The sequence below is a fragment of the Cognataquiflexum nitidum genome, assembly GCF_022538055.1.
In the GTDB taxonomy this organism is placed as follows: domain Bacteria; phylum Bacteroidota; class Bacteroidia; order Cytophagales; family Cyclobacteriaceae; genus Cognataquiflexum; species Cognataquiflexum nitidum.
On the sequence record NZ_JAKZAM010000036.1, the window covers coordinates 18,980 to 34,773 of the forward strand.

The 15,794-nt window shown below is 41.2% G+C and carries 13 protein-coding genes; 5 read left to right on the top strand and 8 right to left on the bottom strand.

Features of this window, described 5'->3' with window-relative positions; genetic code table 11:
- Positions 1-638 precede the first annotated feature (638 nt).
- From MMU07_RS19020 to MMU07_RS19030, 3 genes are all read right to left on the bottom strand, one after another.
- Positions 639-2,108, bottom strand: a complete 1,470-nt coding sequence (locus MMU07_RS19020) for a pyruvate kinase (protein WP_241128192.1) — start codon at positions 2,106-2,108, stop codon at positions 639-641.
- Positions 2,109-2,159: 51 nt separating this feature from the next.
- A complete protein-coding gene (locus tag MMU07_RS19025; protein ID WP_241128193.1) occupies positions 2,160-3,626 on the bottom strand; it encodes a calcineurin-like phosphoesterase C-terminal domain-containing protein in 1,467 nt (488 codons plus the stop codon).
- A gap of 1,264 nt (positions 3,627-4,890) precedes the next feature.
- Entirely contained in the window at positions 4,891-8,187 is a 3,297-nt protein-coding gene (locus MMU07_RS19030; protein WP_241128194.1) for a TonB-dependent receptor, read from the bottom strand.
- Positions 8,188-8,547: 360 nt separating this feature from the next.
- Here MMU07_RS19030 and MMU07_RS19035 point away from each other — a divergent pair, with 360 nt between their 5' ends.
- On the top strand, positions 8,548-9,243 hold the full coding sequence (locus MMU07_RS19035; RefSeq protein ID WP_241128195.1) for a lysoplasmalogenase: 696 nt from the start codon (positions 8,548-8,550) through the stop codon (positions 9,241-9,243).
- A gap of 142 nt (positions 9,244-9,385) precedes the next feature.
- Here the strand turns inward: MMU07_RS19035 and ytxJ are convergent, their stop codons facing one another.
- On the bottom strand, positions 9,386-9,721 hold the full coding sequence (ytxJ, locus tag MMU07_RS19040; protein ID WP_241128196.1) for a bacillithiol system redox-active protein YtxJ: 336 nt from the start codon (positions 9,719-9,721) through the stop codon (positions 9,386-9,388).
- A 177-nt stretch (positions 9,722-9,898) separates the two neighbouring features.
- Here ytxJ and MMU07_RS19045 point away from each other — a divergent pair, with 177 nt between their 5' ends.
- The gene (locus tag MMU07_RS19045; protein WP_241128197.1) at positions 9,899-11,296 is read left to right on the top strand and encodes a DUF4403 family protein; all 1,398 of its coding nucleotides are present in this window, start codon (positions 9,899-9,901) and stop codon (positions 11,294-11,296) included.
- Here the strand turns inward: MMU07_RS19045 and MMU07_RS19050 are convergent.
- Together MMU07_RS19050 and MMU07_RS21895 are read right to left on the bottom strand one after the other, a co-directional pair.
- Complete coding sequence (locus tag MMU07_RS19050; RefSeq protein ID WP_241128198.1) at positions 11,289-11,570, bottom strand: DUF2442 domain-containing protein; 282 nt, start codon at positions 11,568-11,570, stop codon at positions 11,289-11,291. The two genes, MMU07_RS19045 and MMU07_RS19050, sit on opposite strands and share 8 nt — an antisense overlap.
- Before the next feature lie 124 nt (positions 11,571-11,694).
- Positions 11,695-11,868, bottom strand: coding sequence for a DUF4160 domain-containing protein (locus MMU07_RS21895; RefSeq protein ID WP_418884524.1), 174 nt, complete (start codon positions 11,866-11,868; stop codon positions 11,695-11,697).
- 59 nt (positions 11,869-11,927) lie between these two features.
- Here MMU07_RS21895 and MMU07_RS19055 point away from each other — a divergent pair, with 59 nt between their 5' ends.
- The 3 genes from MMU07_RS19055 to MMU07_RS19065 are packed head-to-tail and all read left to right on the top strand — an operon-like array spanning position 11,928 to position 13,091.
- Positions 11,928-12,230 carry a DUF6922 domain-containing protein gene (locus tag MMU07_RS19055; protein ID WP_241128199.1) on the top strand — a complete coding sequence of 101 codons (303 nt, stop codon included), beginning with the start codon at positions 11,928-11,930 and terminating at the stop codon, positions 12,228-12,230.
- A 5-nt stretch (positions 12,231-12,235) separates the two neighbouring features.
- Positions 12,236-12,811 (top strand): nucleotidyl transferase AbiEii/AbiGii toxin family protein, encoded by a 576-nt coding sequence (locus tag MMU07_RS19060; protein WP_241128200.1) that lies wholly within the window; start codon positions 12,236-12,238, stop codon positions 12,809-12,811.
- 52 nt (positions 12,812-12,863) lie between these two features.
- Positions 12,864-13,091 (top strand): hypothetical protein, encoded by a 228-nt coding sequence (locus MMU07_RS19065; RefSeq protein ID WP_241128201.1) that lies wholly within the window; start codon positions 12,864-12,866, stop codon positions 13,089-13,091.
- 49 nt (positions 13,092-13,140) lie between these two features.
- Here MMU07_RS19065 and MMU07_RS19070 read toward each other — a convergent pair whose 3' ends face one another.
- A complete protein-coding gene (locus MMU07_RS19070) occupies positions 13,141-13,872 on the bottom strand; it encodes a 3'-5' exonuclease (protein ID WP_241128202.1) in 732 nt (243 codons plus the stop codon).
- A complete protein-coding gene (locus MMU07_RS19075; protein ID WP_241128203.1) occupies positions 13,817-15,763 on the bottom strand; it encodes a DUF294 nucleotidyltransferase-like domain-containing protein in 1,947 nt (648 codons plus the stop codon). The genes MMU07_RS19070 and MMU07_RS19075 overlap by 56 nt, the downstream gene beginning before the upstream one ends.
- Positions 15,764-15,794: the final 31 nt, after the last annotated feature.

A 15,794-nucleotide genomic window follows, 5' to 3' on the forward strand; every position in this document is an offset into this window, starting at 1 on the left:
ATAATCTTCTTCAAGTCTCCCTCAGATAACACAGATTGGCGCAGACAGTAAAGTAGATTTTTGGTTGAACATTCAAAGTCTTCCATGACAGTTGACAGTCAGGAGTTAATTCTATCAAAACCTAATTTTTTTCTGCGGAGTTCTGCGAAATCTGCGGGAAAATAATCTTCTTGAAGTCTCCCTCAGATAACACAGATTGGCGCAGACAGTAAAGTAGATTTTTGGTTGAATATTCAAAGTCTTCCCTGACAGTTGATAGTCAGGAGTTAATTCTATCAAAACCTAATTTTTTTCTGCGGAGTTTTGCGAAATCTGCGGGATAATAATCTTCTCCAAATCTCCCGCAGATAACGCAGATTGGCGCAGACAGTAAAATGGATTTTTGATTGAACATTCAAAGTCTTCCCTGACAGTTGACAGTCAGGAGTTAATTCTATCAAAACCTAATTTTTTTCTGCGGAGTTCTGAGAAATCTGCGGCATAATAATCTTCTCCAAGTCTCCCTCAGACAACACAGATTGGCGCAGACAAATCGATCAACTTTTCCAAAGTTCGGAATGGATGTTTTTAGATTTTCATGGTCTGATCCCAACTTTGGAAAAGGTTTGTATAGCTCAAAAGGTATTCCTACGATTGAATTAAGAATTCAAAAATCGCTCTGCAATCTTGAGCTGACGGAAGCGGAATCGCTTTTTCACCCTATGCTCAGCACTTCGCTGCAGGATGTCTTTAAGCGTTTCCATGACTTCGATGGTATGGTCTCCTTTGTTGATCATGACGCATTCCGCATTAGCAGCCTGACCGGCATCAGTGATTTCGGAGCGGGTGGCCATACCGGATTTGTTGAGGCTTTCGAGTACTTGGGTGGCCCATACAACCGGTACATGTGCAGCTTCACAGATCCAAAGAATCTGTTCCTGTATCTCACCCATTCTTTCAAAACCAATCTCCACAGCCAGATCACCCCGTGCAATCATCACCCCAAAAGCCTTCTGTTTCATCCCTTCTATAAGTAAGGAAGGCAGGTTGCTGACTGCCTCTGGCGTTTCTATTTTGATGATCATCAACGGAGGATGTTCTGAAATGGCCTTGAGTTCAGTTTGTAAATAACTAATATCTGCAGCAGTCCTGACAAAAGAATAACCCACCAAATCCGCATTTTCGCAGATAAAAGGCAAACACGCTTTGTCAAAGTCTGTCAGAGAAGGAATCTGGATCAGGGTATCAGGAAAGTTGATGCCCTTTCCTGCTTTGATTTGGCTTTTTTCAGAAGAGATCCGGGTAATCCTGATTCCGGCTTTGCCAGATTTGGTTTTTTCTACGGTTGCCCTGATGACGCCATCATCGATATAGACGCGGTCTCCTTTTTTCAAGAATCCTATAATGCCAGGAACATTGGGACTGATGACGACATCATCGTGTCCAAATCCTTTTGCTTCCTCGGCCAACCAAATCAGTTCGCCTTCTTTCACTTTGGCTTTTCCCTTGTCTTTTCCTCTGCCAAGTAAGACAGTTCGTATTTTGGGACCGGCAAGGTCCATATATACCTTACATTCTATTCCTGTTCTCTTGCTTGCTTTTCGGAGTTTGTTGATCATTTTGGACCAAGTGGCCTCATCATCATGGGCGCAGTTAATCCGGGCGACATTCATTCCATTTTCAAGCAAGCTTTTAATCAAAGCGTAGCTATCCCCAAATCCGGAATCAAATGTCACCATCAAAGAAGGAATGCTGGGAATGGTTTTGTTGCCGAACAGCAAATGGCTTTTTTCATCGATTTTCTTTTTGCTGAATGAAAAATCGCAGATATCGATATGGTCTGCGGGAAAAGTTTCTCCCAATACCTCTAAAATCGCCTGAACCTGTCTCCTGATATGGCTTTCGCTGCTTGCAAGTGAAGACAAGCCATGAACATGAAGGGCGTCTTGCAACACTCGCAGGTCTCTGTTTCTGACACTCAGGTACTCCACCATATTTTTGGCAGCTTCCCATTGGTCTTTATGGAGGCTTTCGATCAGAACAGACTTATTGGCTACTTCAGCAGCCATGGTTTTTTCTAAAGAAATGAGCTCATTTTTGATGAAATCAAGAGATACTGAACCGGTCATTTTGGAAGGATTTATTCGTTAAATCTAATGCTAAAAAATCAGGTTATCCAATCAGTCAAGGCCTTTTTTGTATTTGTTGCCAAATCTGTCGATCACCTCCACTTCCACTTTTGATTCGGGGTTGTTTGGCTTAAAAACAAACATATGTCCATTCTTTTGGGGAGAGATCCAAGGCTGCTTTTTGGGTTTTCCCGGTGCATAGATTTCCATTGCCAATGGATCTGTGGCGATGACTTGTGCTGGTTGGACAGTTTCTGTTCCGTTCTCATACACACTGACTTTCCACTCAGGGTCCCAATTCCATACATTGACCATATAGTCATTGGGGAAATCCGGGTGGGTTCCCGGACGGTAAATACGGAACTGGAAATCCTGGTTTTCACCCACACTTTGGTAATGCCAAGACAAATCTCCTGCATCAGATCTGTAGACGCCATAGCCTTTGGGCGTGCCGTCATAGCAGATGCCTGACCACCATGCCCCACTGATGGCGGCAGTATTGTGCTCAAAAATATTTCCTTTTACTGTGTTTTCATTCCAATGGACATGTCCCGAAATCAGATGGGCCTCAAAGCCTTCCAAGATCTTGTACAAAGCTTCCCTGTTGATGACCGATTCCTTGTTGATATCTCGGCCGGGGTTATGGCCTACTACTTGGGAGAAGCTAGGGATATGCAGGAAAATGACGATCGGATTCTCTTTTGAAACCAAAGCCAAATCCTTTTCCAACCAAGCTAATTGGGTCTCGGGGAGGTAGCCGTAGTATTGTTTGCTTCCCAAAAAGTACACATCATTCAGGACGACGTAATGGGTTTTTCCCCTGTTGAAGGAATAATAGGCAGGTCCAAACTGACTTGTAAATGGTTCTTGACTGCTCTCGTTAGACCTTGCATTCAGGTTGATGTCATGGTTTCCCAACACCTGAAAGAACGGAATCCCGGTAGATTTGATTCCTTTATTGTATTGCTCGTACAATTCAAACTTGTCAAAAACCAAATCTCCGACGCCGACGCCAAACAGGTTTGGATCGTTGAGTGCCGCTTTCTTCTTGCTCAGGTCTACACATGATTCCGAAATAAATTGATTGGCTTCTTCCTCCGTCTGCACCTGCGGGTCGGCGATGGCGATGAAGTGGTGGTCGGATTCATCGTTTGGATTTGGCTTCAGCTCAAAAAGAAGGGTGTTTGTGGATTTGGTCAGGTCAACCCTTCTGAAAAAATCCACTGAACCATTTTCCAATAAGTCAAAAGCATATCCCGAAGGGAAGGAAATAAATACAAATTCCTGGTCAGTGGTAAATTCAAACTCCCCTTTTTCATTGGTAAGGACAATGTCTTTTCCGTCAGATACCACGATGTTTTTTAGCTGATTGCCATTTGAGGTGACTTTCCCTTTGACTTGGGTGTAGGTGAGGAATTTAGTTTTTTCCTGACCAAAAACAGGTTGGTTTCTTGCAGCAAGGAAGATTAATATCCACAAAAAAGAGAATTGAAAAAAGCTGTTTCGGTACTTGTTCATGGTTTTTGAATTTGAAGTCAACTTAAACAAAAAGAGGGTTTTCGGAAAGAATACCTTTTGAATTTTATGAAGTTTGATATGAGACATAAATTCCAAAAAACATTGAGAAACCTACAATTATTAATTTTCTTGGCGCTCAAGCCCCATCGGGGCGAAATATTCGTAGCCCCGTGCAAGGTGCTTCTCTGAATTTTATTCTTTAACCAATCCCCATGCACCGCAGCTCGGGTAATGAAAATTCGAAGTCTCTGTTTTTTGGGAGAGAAAAGATATAGAGTAAATTGGGTTTCCACCAAAAACAGGGAAGGTTAATTTATCCATTTTATTCAATTCCTTTTTTCATGTATTTTCTTGAGGTTTCTTTCTTAAGTCACTTTTTGTCTTACCACAAAAAGTCACCAAAAAAGGCAAGAAATTTTAATCCTCCCCCGCGCAGTGCCACGCCGGCCCGGTAAAATTTCTTCCTCCCCGCTCGCGTTCAAAAAACGAATCCTCAAAAGTAAAAGATTTCAAACTCCCCCACTGATATTCTCGGTCTTTAAGCCCCATCGGGGCGAAATATTCGTAGCCCCGTGCAAGGTGCTTCTCTGAATTTAATTCTTAAACCAATCCCTATACACCGCCGCTCGGGGTAATGAAAAATGCGATGTCCCTGGTTTTTGGGAGAAAAAAGATATAGAGTCAAATTGGGTTTCCACCAAAAACAGGGAAGGTTAATTTATCCATTTTATTCAATTCCTTTTTTCATGTATTTTCTTGAGGTTTCTTTCTTAAGTCACTTTTTGTTCCCGATAAATAAGGGACAGGCTTTGAAACAAAAAGTAACCAAAAAGTTCAAGCGCAATAATCCTCCATCGCATAAGGCCATCGCAGACCCGGAATTGCGCTTCCTCCCCGCTCGTGTTCCAATTTAAGAATTTTCTATGGCTTAAGATTTCAAATTCCTTCACAGATTCATTTTCTCAGATATTTTCTTGTGGATTATTTAATTCATCAAGGGTATTAAAAATTAGTAATCTGAGCCAAAAATATAAAGGGCCGAGCAAATAGGTCCAACGTCGGAATAATAAGGTCCAACGCCGCACCAAATAGGCTCAACGTTCGAGCAAAAAGGTCCTACGTTGGGTTAATAAAGTGGGAGGGGGTACTTCCGAAGTACCCCCTCCCACTTGAGAAGTCCCGTATCTTGAATGCGATTCGGTTAAGACCAAAAAAAAGAGGCATCCCGAAAAGGATGCCTCTTGAATTTTGAAATGATATTTAATTAGAAATTAAATCTCAAACCAAACTGTAATCTCCACACGTCAGCACCACCAGCAGATGGAGTGAAAGAATCCGTGATCAAAGTATTTCCTAAGTTTCTGAATCTAAACTGAGGTCTGTTGTTGGCATCCACACCTGCAGGTACAAGTGGAGAAGTTGAAGTCATAAACTGACCTACACCCCAATCAGAATTCAACAAGTTACCTACGTTGAGGATATCTACCCTGAACTCAAGATTCTGCTTTTTGCTTGTTGTCAATAAAGTTTGTGAAGCACTGAAGTCAGCCCTGTATACCATTGGAAGGAATACTGCACCTCTTTCGGCGATCTGACCTCTGTTTGCGCTTAGGTATTTGTCTTGGTTGATGAATGCTTCCCAAGCAGCAGACTGCTCAGCTGCAGTGAAAGTTCTTCCTGAAGAAGTGAATTGTTGGAAGTTGGTTTCAGAAGCAGTTGCCGGGATATAAAGCAAGTCATTGGAGAAACCACCGTCACCGTTGAAGTCACCGCCATAGACATAGCTCGCGTTTCCGATCGTTCTACCTTCCCAGAATAAAGAGAAGGAGGTAGTACCGAAGGAGAACAAGTCAACAGAATAATTCAAAACACCTACTACCCTGTGGCCCATGGAGTTTGACGAAAAGCCCACTCCTGGGTTGTTTGGATCACCTTGATGCTGGTTGTTGACCCATGAACCAAAAGCAATAGAACCTGGATCTACAGTGTTTCTTGCTTCACCATAGCTATAGAATGCTTTCAAATACAATCCATTGGCAAAAGGTTTTTCCAATGAGATGGAAGCTACCCAAGAGTTACCGATTGCCTGGTTAGAAAGCGTCACTGCGTTATCGATCTTATTATTGATCCTGTTGGTAAATGGATCCCTGTTTGGATCTGTATTTGGTCTTGCATCCGGAATCCATCTTGACCTTGGATCTGGTCCTGTAAATGCTGCATTTGGGTTATCCAGATTCGCATTATAGTAAGCTACTCCGTTAACATCTTGGTTATAAAGAAATTCTGCAGTTGCAATCACTCCACCAGGAAGTCTGTGGTCAATGGCAATATTGGTTCTCCAAACCTGAGGGAATTTGAAAGTGGATTCAGTCAAAGCTAGCTCATAATTGGGGGCAGGTTGACCGCTTACGTTTGAAGGCTTGTAGAAATTCGGATCTGGGTTAAATGGTCTTGAAGTTAACGGGGCGTTTGTAGCACTGCTCAACCTTTCAAATCCAGTCAATATACCGTTATTTCCGACCTGGTTAGAAATCCATACATAGGCAGGGCGACCTGTGAAAATCCCTGTACCACCCCTTACTTGGGTAGTTCTTGCACCCTTGCTGAGGTCATAATTGAAACCTACTCTTGGAGACCAAAGGATATTGGGATCAGGAAGTTTGTCTGTTCTGAACTGTACTGTCTCTCCTGCTGGATTGCGGAAGTTGAATCCTTCCACTTCTTGGTTTCTGAAACCTGTTTCAGCAAAGAACGGAACGTCAATTCTCAAACCAACTGTGACCAAAAAGTCTTTGTTAACCTGGATTTCATCCTGACCGTAGATACCGCCATAGCTTACTTTCAAAGGCTGAATAGGTTTTTCCTGACCTGGGATATTGGAATATCTCACTTCAAATCTTCTTAGATTGGATGGCCCCGGAGTGCCTGCTAAATGCGCATTGGCATCTGCATAAAAATCCTCCAAAGAGTTGTACGTGTAGACCGACTGAGATCCAGGGAAGAATACGTTTTCAGACTCATATCTCTCGAAGCTGAAACCTGTGGTGATGGTATGCTTTCCTTTGAAGATCTGAAGGTTGTCTTGGATCTGGAAAGTTTTGTATCTCAATTCATTGCTTGGAGTGAATGGTTCAAATCCGAAAGTGGTGTAAGTTGCACCATCTTTCAAAATATCCACCATTGGGAAGAAATCACCCCTTGAACCCCTGCTTTCATCTTGATAAGTATAACCCACAATCAAATTGTTGGTCATAGTAGGAGAAATTCTTGTATTCAATTCAGCTACAATTGACCGGATATTTTCATTGATTAGGTAATTTGAATTTTGGAAATTCAAGGCATTCAGGTTTCCGTTTCTACCACCAAATCCAAGAGAGGAAGAGTTCGATGCCAATATGTCGCTAGAAGAATCCAAATGGTTATACCTTACACTTAATTTGTTTTTGTCGTTGATGTTATAATCAATCTTAGCCAAAAACTTGGTAGCAAGTATAGTATGGTCATAATTTTGGAAAGGCCCTGTTTCATAACCGAAATTATTTCGCAAATAAGAGCTTAATCCTATTAAGTCGGAAGCTAAAACTCTTGTTTTGTTCCCTGTAATAGGTTCACTTCCTGTGTTTGCACCGAAGGCTGTTCCCGGAGATGTCTGTTTGTCATCTTCAAATGAAGCAAAGAAGAACAATTTATTCTTGATGATCGGTCCACCCAATCTGAAACCAACCTGTCTGTATTTGAATTCACCCGGATTGAAAGGATTGTCTCCGGCTTGTGTACCGACATTGTCGCTGCCTCTCCAGAAATAATAAGCGGAACCGGTAAATGTGTTTGTACCGCTTCTTGTTACTGTATTGACACCGGCACCGGTAAAGTTACCTTGTCTCACGTCATAAGGAGCCACGTTGACAGAAATCTGATCAATCGCATCCAAAGAGATAGGAGATACACCTGTCCTGTCACCCGGCTGACCGCCAAGTCCAAAAGAGTTGTTGAAATAAGAACCATCGACAGTGATGTTGTTCAACCTGCTATCCTGACCTGCAAAAGAATTTCCGCTAGCCTGAGGGGTTAATCTCGTGAAATCACCTATTCTACGGGAAATAGTAGGCAATTTGTTGATGGTTTCGTTGCCGATGGCAGTAGTTGCACCAGTTCTGTCAGAGCTGAATACTGCATTTTTGTCACCGGTAACCACTACTTCAGCCAATTCCTCGCCATCACCAAGCATGGTGACGTTGACGTTGGCAGCGATACCCAAACTCAAAAATACACCTTCAACAGTCTGGGTTTCAAAACCGATAAAAGATACTGTTACCGAGTAAGGTCCACCAACCCTCATACCGGGAATGGTATATCTGCCATCAATGTTGGTCACCGCGCCGTACCTTGTACCTGAAGGCATGTGTGTAGCCACGACATTGGCACCGGGAAGGGTTTCCCCGCTGCTTTCTACTACCCTACCAGACATACTGGAGGTGGATACCCCTTGCGAATAAGCAACACCTGTAGCAAATACAAGCATGATGACCGCAAATAAACTTCTAAGTAATGATTGCCTCATAAATTTTGTTTTTTGTGGAAAATTGAAATTATAATATTCGGAGCTGGTTATTTTTCCGATACAAATGTATGGGAGAAGGGCAAGGATTTTTTTTTGAAATTGTTAAGTTTTAACAAATTTTCACAAGTTTACTTAACATATCCCTAACATTAAAATCCAAAGGAGGTTTTATTTTTAACCAACTTTTTGTATTTCGCTACAAAATGATGCATTTCACGTCAATTTTGCATGGTTGGCATTTGGCCTAAAATCCTAATGTTAAAAAATTATTATGCCCACGTTTAGGGATGCTTTTGTGATCATTGGCAGAATAAAAGTGAATAACTTGGCTATATTTAACGATGAAAAAATCTGGTTTCTATGAAAAATAAGAACATGCTTTGGCTTTATTTATTCCTTTTTGCAGGTATTATTGACATTGTTTTTACCGCAAATGGAGAAAATTCTACCAGGATCTTTACCAAGCCTTTGATATTAATTGCACTGTGGGGATTTTTTATTTTTTCCAGCACAGCAATCAAAGGAACCCTTTTGAGAAAAAGTATGAGTGCCGCTTTGATTTTTTCTTGGTTGGGTGATGTGCTGCTGATGTTTCCGGATTTGTTCCTTTATGGTTTGGGTGCATTCCTGATGGCGCACATTTGTTATATTATTGGTTTCAAAATGGCCCAAACCAATCCCTTTGCTATCGGAAAAGTTGATTTTTTGAGGCTCTTGTTCATCAATCTCCCGATTTATATTGCCGCCTCATTTGTCTATTTTCTCATCAATCCCGGACTGGGAAGTATTAAAGTGCCGGTAGTGGTCTACCTGATTGTCATTGTGTTGATGGTGACTTCGGCGAGAGAGCGGTTCGGTAAGACCAATGCGGCGAGTTTTTGGCAGGTCTTTATAGGGGGGTCTTTCTTTATGGTTTCAGATGGGGTTTTGGCTATCAACAAGTTTTTCCAGCCCTTTCCCGAATCAGGCGTAATTGTGATGGGGACATACATCATCGCCCAATTCCTGATCGTTAGGGGGATTTTGGCACATTTCCAAAATGATACTGGATATTAGGATATTTAAAACCCATCCAATCCAATCCCTTACTAATAAATAGCTGAACTGATATCCTTAATATCAAAAAGTATCCAGTATCCATGAATATCAAAACATCAAAAAATTAATTATTTGATCAAATTCAAAAAGCACTTCTGAATTATACCCTCCCCATTATATCCGAATAATTAATCCCCATGTGGCTGTTGTCATAGACCGCTTTCCCTGATTTGACAATAATGACCTGGGGGGATTCATGGTAGACGCTGAATTCCTTTTCGATCTGATTGGAGACATCACGGTGACGGATCAGATCCAAAAAATAAGGAGTGACTTTTTCGTCATCTTCTTTTTTCCAGTTTCTTTTCAACCTGTCCCAAGCCATTCCGCTGACCGAACATCGGGTCGAATGCTTGAAAATCAACACCGGCTTCTCTCCGCTTTTTTGCTTGATCTCCTCCAATTGGGATAAGTTTTCCAGTATATTCCAATCCATTTCTTAAATTTTATTAAACTTTCAAAGCTTAAAGTAATTTCATCCGAATTTAGTTCCTTCCAAAATTTCTCTTTTGCTACCTTTCGGTACAAAAGATTATTTTCTCAGGGGCAAGGTTATTGCTTTGTGTTCTTTAACCAATGCCTGTTACCTTCAAAGTTCGAATTTGCCTTTCCTATGCTTTCAAAATATACACTTTCCATTTTCATCCTACTGATTGCGTTTTCTTCCTGTAAAACCATCAAGCCTGACCGCCCGCCGGCTTCTTCAGGAATTGAACTTCCGCAAGCCATCTCCAAGGTTAATGTACCCATAGAAATCCCTCTTTCTTACATTGAAACCAACCTCAACAAAGATTGGAATAGCAAGTTGTTTGCAGAAACCGGACTTCCTATCGGAAGCGGACTTACCACCGATATCGATGTGACCAGAACAGGCAAAATTGCGCTGACAGGATTGGGAAACAATACGCTTAGGGTCAAAATGCCGATGAACCTCAAAGGAGACCTGAAGATTGAGAAGAAGGTTTTTGGTCAGTTATTATCCACCAATTTTCCCTTCAATGAAAATATCAGTCCTGAAATAAGTTTCATTCCCGAAATAGGAACCAATTGGGAGTTGGGAATCAAAAACCTTGAAATAGAAAACTGGGGCCGCTCTATGAAGTATAACCTGTTGGGTTTTGAGATCGACTTGGATAAGGTGGTCAAAAGCCAACTTAAAACCGTGCTCGACAATCAGCTATCGGCGGCCAATCTCAGCCGCTTTGATTTCAAAAGTATGGCTCAAGAAACCTGGGATGTTTTTTCTGAACCCTATACCATGACACAGCAGGGTTTGGAAATCCATTTTTACAGTATTCCAAGCAAATTGAAATTAACAGAGGAGATCACGACGGATCAACAATTGAAGCTCTACATTGGCGTCGAAGGAGAAATGATATCCAAGATCGGGTCAAAACCAATTGTCCCAAAATCCCCTTTGCCCAATATTGATGTCAATGAAAATAAAGAAAACGAACTTGAATTGATTCTTCCCCTGATCCTACGCTATGAGGATTTGGATGGCTACCTGAACAAGGAAATGTCAGGCAAAATAATTAAAATCGACAGCAAGACGGAGATGGTCCCCACCAATCTTAAAACCCAAAAATACGGAGACAAGACTTTGTTGTCCATGGATTTTACCGGTATCCGAAAAGGAAAAAAGGATATCAAAGGCAAGATGTATTTTGCCGGCAAGCCTGTCTTCGACACAGCGACTGAATCACTCCGGTTTGATGAAGCTGAGTTTGATGTCAAATCAGACAATGGCATGGCCAATATCGGTATCAGGCTGAAGAAGCGGAAAATCATGAATCAGATCAAGAAACTGGCAAACTATCCTGTCGGAGATTTTCTAGGTGAGGCAAGGAAAGAACTGGAAAAGCAGGGCAATTTCGAGACAGGCTTTGCAACCTTTCAGATCAAAAATCCAACATTAGATGTACAGGGAATCTACAATACGGAGGAAGACGTAAGGATCTACCTCAGGTCAACAGGGAAGATGGAAGTGCGGTTGAAAGATTTTAAGTGATTTTCCCATCATACAACTCAGATATAGGGAATATCATATCGTAGTCATTCCAATTTAAATTCCCATTGATTATTGAAAAAGACATAAACAGGGATTTATCGAGGTATTTTCGGATTTCAGGATGCTGTGAGTCAGATAAAAATTTCTCGAAATCAACATTTTGCAAAACTCCATCAGTAAACAATATCTGAATTATATATTGATTCAAATATTTAGCCTCCTTCACTCTCAGTGATTTGACGGCATATTCTATATTTAAGTCAGATACTTTCATTTGATTTTGGAGATAACTTCAAATTCTACTTTTTTCTTCTCTTTAAAATACGATTCCCATTTGTTGGCAATTTGAAAATGATATGTCGATACAAATATCCTGAAATTTAATAAATCCTTCCCTTTTAGTGGCTTTTTTCCTTTGATATTTGAAATCTGGATTTCAATAATTTCCTCGTTTTCAAAATGAAGATTGCTTTGGATTCGAATTCGCCTTTCTGACCATGAACATGAATAGGTTTATGGTCATTCGAATAAAAGAAAAAAATGATCCCTAAATATTCATAAATTTTGGGCACGTGAATTATCCATTTGATCTTGCTAAATTTAGTGAAACTAACTCTTAATTTTGGAAATTATGTCAGAAAAACCCAAACCCATATTTCATAAGCGGATCTTTTGGGATGTGGATTTCCAAAAGCTTGACTATAATGCCAAGGCCAATTTTATTATTGAGCGGGTATTTGAGCGAGGCGATGTGGATGACATAAGGAATTGTAGGAGGTATTATGGGGATGAGAAGATTACTAGAGTCCTTTTGAATGCTAAATTTCTCCCTGAAACCAGGATGTACCTGGCAGCAGCCGTTATTGATAAACCTATCACAGCTTTCAGATGCTACGCCTTGAGACAGTCGAATCCGGGACTTTTTCCATACTAAATTCAATGATGAAAATTCCTGAGCTAAAGGGATTTTCATTGGTTGGAGGCACGGCCCTTTCCTTGCTATATGGTCATAGAATATCGGTTGATTTGGATTTATTTTCCAATGAAAAGTTTGATAATATAATTGTCAATGAGGCTTTGGTAAGGGAGTTTGGATCTGACTTTCTTGTGGAGGAAAAGCCTCCCCATTTTGGAATATTTTGCTATATCCAAGATATCAAAGTCGATTTTATCCGACATCCCCATCCCATCATTCGTCCCATAAAAGAAATAGAAGGAATCCGGTTCTTTTCTAATGAGGACATCATAGCGATGAAAGTTCAGGCCATTTTAGGCAGAGGTAAAAAGAAAGATTTTTGGGATATTGCCGAATTGCTCAAACATTACTCAGTATCGGATTTTGTAAAATTTCACAAAGAAAAATACAATACCAAAAACCTCCTAATCACCGTTCCTGAGGTAATCACTTACTTTGGTGATGGCGAGGAAAGCGAGGATCCTGTTAGTCTCAAAGGCCAAACATGGAATAGTGTACAGAAAGAAATCAAAAAAAAGGTGAGTGAATATCTAATTTAAATGGGGAAGATTTGATTTTACATCTGAGTCTTAATTTTTAAATAATAATGATATGAAAAAGAAAATAACATTGGGAATAGAAAGCAGCCTAATCGAGTCCATTAAATCAAAAGAAACTTTTCAGCTACCAAAAATGGAAAAGGATGGGGAAAATATTTTAAAAAGTGAATCACAAAAAGCTTCAGAAAGGCTTTTAGAAAAGCTGGCTATAAGTGAGACAATCTCTGATTTTGAAATGAAAGCAATAATCCAAGATCATGTAAAAAATAAATATGCTTAAGAATTTTTCGAATAATCAAGAATAATAAAATTACTAAATCATTATTTCCCTACCTCATCAAGCCTCCAAAATCCTTGATTCCTTTTGTTTCGGCTATTTTAAGCAACTTCATCAGCAACTGCGCAGTCAGGAAGGCATCCCCGGCTGCGGTATGCCGGTCGTCCAATCGTATTCCATAGCGGTTGCAGACAGCATCTAGGGCATACTCTTCTTTGAGGGCGGTTTTTTCGTCAAAATGAGGACCTTTCTCCAATCGCATGGCGAAATATTTGGTATCAATTACAGGGTTCAAAAACTTCCTAAATCCAAAAGGTTGCAAAGTTTTTTCCAGCATCATCAGGTCAAATCCGATATGATGACCGACAATGATATCCGAACCCAAATAACCCAAGAGTTCTTTGCCAAAATCCATCAAGGGTGAGGTTTCGATCGGATATAGTATTTCGTGTACTTTTATGGATTCCCTGTTTTGGACAGACACATCAAAATACCTTTCCATGCCGGAAGCCACCTGCATGCTGAACCCTTTGAGTTTGATGGCTCCAAAAGAAATAACATGATCGCTTTTTGGGTTGAAGCCGGTGGTCTCGGTATCCAAAACCACAAAAGTCAGTTGGGAAATCGGCCTAACGGCAGGGATTTTTTTTTCAAAACCTGCTTCGTAAGCTTCTACGAAGGAAGACTTGGGAGTTTTTTTACCCAACAAAAAATCCAGCCATCCCATATCAACTTGTGAAAAAATCCAATTGAAAACGGATTCGCATGATTTTCTGCAGCTCATCTATGGGAGCAAAAGTGTTTTTCAGCAATTGGCGCTGCAGCTTCCCCAAATCCTCCGGGTGGATATACCTTCCCGAGTTTCCTGATTTCAATCCCTCTATAGCCCGCATCCGCATGAGGATTTCATAGGCTTTTCCGGCTTCGATCAGAAGTTCGGTATAGTTTGGTTCAAGTTCGGCCAGTTTTTCAAACCGCTTGAAAGTATTGTTGATCCCCACGACACGGTGGCTGAGGACTAATAGCCTTGCCATGTCTGCCAAAGGCATCATTGCCCGGAGCTTGATGTCAAATTTATCTTTTTGCTCGCCTGACTTTTCCACCAAAAAATTCCTGAAAAAACCCAAGGGAGGAGGATTGAGTAATGCATTTTTGGCAAGGAAATTTAGGAAAATAGACTTGTCGGAAATTTCCTGATAGATATGTCCGGTAAGTTCCTCGGCCAATTTTTTATGGCCAAAAACCGCCCGAAAGTCAAAAAAAATGGTGGCGTTTAACAATGCTTGTTGGTTTGGACTCAGAATCCAATCGGAGAAGTACTTTTTCCATTGGGATAAAGGTTGACACCATTTAGGGTTGGTGGCCATCATATCCGCAGGACAGGCCTGAAAGCCACAAAGAAACAATGTTTCCATTACTTCTTGGGCGATCAACAGCATGTAGGCTTGGGTATTTTCTGCCAATTCTTTTGGCACATCTTCAAAAACGATGGCATTGTCCAGATCAGTTCTGAGCAGTTGCTCTTCCCTTCCTTCGCTTCCCATGGACAGAAAGCAGAATTTCACTTTCGAAGCTTCGGGATAGTTTGGACTGTGTTTATTGATGGCCAATTGGACAGCACGTTGGATGATGATGTCGTTGATTTCAGAAATGATGTTTGCCACAAAATCCATCGCCACTTCGTTTTCCAGATAATACTTCAAAAGCCTTTCCGCGCGGTTTCGGATTTTAGCCATTTCGTCCACTTCCCAGGTATTCATCAGGGCATTGATCAAAACCGCAGGGCTGTTTCCTTGCGAAAGCAAAATGTCATGGTCTGAAAGGATCCCCGTAACCTTACTTTTGAGGGTCCCATCTTCTGTGAAAATAAGGTGATGCAGCCTGTTTTTGATCATGGTAAGGTACAGGTCGGAGAAACCTGCTTCCTTGCTTTTGGTCATCACGGGCGAAGTCATCAATTCTTCCACAGGCGTATCGTAGCTTTTTTGATGGGCCACAAGCCTATTTCTGATGTCCTTGTCGGTAATGATCCCCAGCGGAAATTGGTTTTGATCCACAATCACTATGGACCCGACACCTTTGGCGGCCATCTTTTCAACTGCGATCAGGATGGTGGTTCCTTTCTGACAAGTCAGGACATCGGTGGAATAATTAAGGTCCGATTGCCCGCTGAAGATCATCAGTCCATTGTCCTTGGACAATTCGGTAAAATCCCTTCTTGCCTTTTGGGATTGGGAAAGGTCGCTGCGGACGACCACCTGACCGGAAGCAAATCCGGCAGCAAAATAGAGACTTACCCTACTATTTTCATTCAGGATTTTTTCAAAAATAGATACAGGAATAGCATAGAGCAAGCTATCTTCCCTTGCTTTGGCAGTGAGGATATAGGGTCTTTTACCCAGCAAAGCCAATACCCCAAACACATCCCCTTCATCACAGACTTCGACTACCCGTTCCTGTCCATCTTTATTCTCTGAAAGTTGGACTGAGCCTTCTTTCAGGACAAAAAAGAAATCCTGTGCAGGATCACCTTGGCTGAAAAGATGCTCACCCTGTGCAAAGTATTTTACCTCCACGCCCTTTGCCACCAATCCCAATGAGGCTTCATTGAGAAAAGTGAAAGGAGGAAATCTTTTCAGGAATTCCTTGACGCGGTTGACGATGACGTTGGCCATTTATTTTAGATACAAAATGTGAGACACATAT